Below are 1093 nucleotides of genomic sequence, written 5' to 3'. Positions count from 1 at the left end.
GGACAGGCGCTTGCTACAGCGCAGACTTTGGGTTTGAATTTGTCTTTGGCTCAGCTCAATCAGATTCAGGCGAATCCACTGAATTACTTGTGGTCAGCACCAAAAACCAATGATGTAGATTATGCCTATTTAATTTTTGCACTAGGTCGTTTAGCAAATAATGATTTAGGTAATGCTTTTGCAAATGTACAGCGTGTAGCGCAAGGTACTCCAGAGAGCGTGCAAAAGTATCTCTATCGAACCGTAGCCTATATTGGTGGAACTACGGTAATGAAAAACAACTTTAACCGTGAAGTCCTTCAATATTTTGACGCAAGTTATGGCTATCCGTTAAGTCCTGAAGAAGCTGAAATTTATGCACGACAAGCTATTCGTTTTAGTGCCTGGGAAAGTTTAATTCGTGCAATTGATAGTATGTCGGTTTCACAAAAACAAGAAGATCGCTGGCAATATTGGTTAGCGCGTGCGACAGAGCAACGTGGCGATAGTAATTCTAAAAACACGGCACAACGTATTTATAAAAAATTAGCTGAAAGTGGGGATGATTATCACAACCTTCTTGCAAAAGACCGTTTAGGCGTACGATATAATCATCAGCCGTATAATGATGAGCCAACTGCAAGTGATTTACGCCGTCTAGATCAAAATATTCACTTTAATCGTGCATTTACTTTAAGACGGATTAATGCCAACCCAACCTATACTAACCGAGAGTGGAACTGGGCTGTTCGTCAAGCATATCTTCAGCATGATGATGGATTACTATTAGCGGCGGCAAAACGTGCTCATGATATGGGATGGTATGACCGCGCGATTTATGCGGCAGATCGTACAACGAATAAACATAATGATACGTATCGTTATGTGACCCCGCATAAGACCAATGTCGTAAGCCATAGTTACAATGCTGGAATTGATCCTGCTTGGGCTTATGGTTTAATGCGTCAAGAAAGCCGATTTGTTACCTCGGCACGCTCTCATGTAGGTGCTGGTGGACTTATGCAAATTATGCCGGATACGGCAAAGTTGATTGCTCGCCAGATGGGAGAAACATATAATCCGGCAGCGTTAAGTGAAATGAACACCAATATTC

At 42.0% G+C, this 1093-nt stretch carries 1 protein-coding gene; it reads left to right on the top strand.

The window, feature by feature from the left end:
* Positions 1-1093 (top strand): transglycosylase SLT domain-containing protein (locus VXQ92_RS20495; RefSeq protein WP_416683018.1); only part of this gene is annotated, 1093 nt, incomplete at both ends.

Source organism: Acinetobacter sp. 228 (assembly GCF_048147885.1).
The sequence above is the reverse complement of the archived record's forward strand: the minus strand, read 5'-3'. Positions and strand labels throughout refer to the sequence as shown.